Here is a 517-nt window from a genome sequence, read left to right on the forward strand (position 1 = left end):
CGGCCCACGAAGTCCAGCGTGCCGTCCTGCCGCCACCGCGCCCGGTCCCCCGTGCGGTACAGCCGCGCGCCGGGCACGCCACTGAAGGCGTCCGGCACGAAGCGCTGCGCCGTCGTCGCGGGGTGGCCAGGGTAGCCACGTCCCACGCCCGCGCCGCCGATGAAGACTTCGCCCGGGACACCAGGCGCCACGGGCTCCCCGTGCACATCCAGCACGTACAGCCGGGCACGGGCCACGGGCCGGCCAATGGGCACGGCGGTGGCGTCCGGCGCCAGCGACTCCACGGCGTGGAAGGTCGCGCAGACGGTGGCCTCGGTGGGGCCGTACAGGTTGGTGAGCTGGCCCTTCGGGCCCGCCGCGAGCACGTTGCGCACGGCGCGAGGGTCCGCGCGGTCCCCGCCGAAGAAGGCGTTGCGCAGGGCCGCCAGCGCCCCGGGCTCCTCGCGCGCCATCTCGTGGAAGAGGGCGGTGGTGAGCAGCACCGTGGTGGCGCCCACCTCGCGCAGCTTCCGCGCGA

1 protein-coding gene is annotated in these 517 nt (G+C 76.2%); it reads right to left on the bottom strand.

Features of this window, described 5'->3' with window-relative positions; translation table 11 throughout:
- Nucleotides 1-517 (bottom strand): AMP-binding protein (locus D7V88_RS42135; RefSeq protein ID WP_147449184.1); only part of this gene is annotated, 517 nt, incomplete at both ends.

The sequence above is a fragment of the Corallococcus terminator genome, from assembly GCF_003611635.1.
Taxonomy (GTDB): domain Bacteria; phylum Myxococcota; class Myxococcia; order Myxococcales; family Myxococcaceae; genus Corallococcus; species Corallococcus terminator.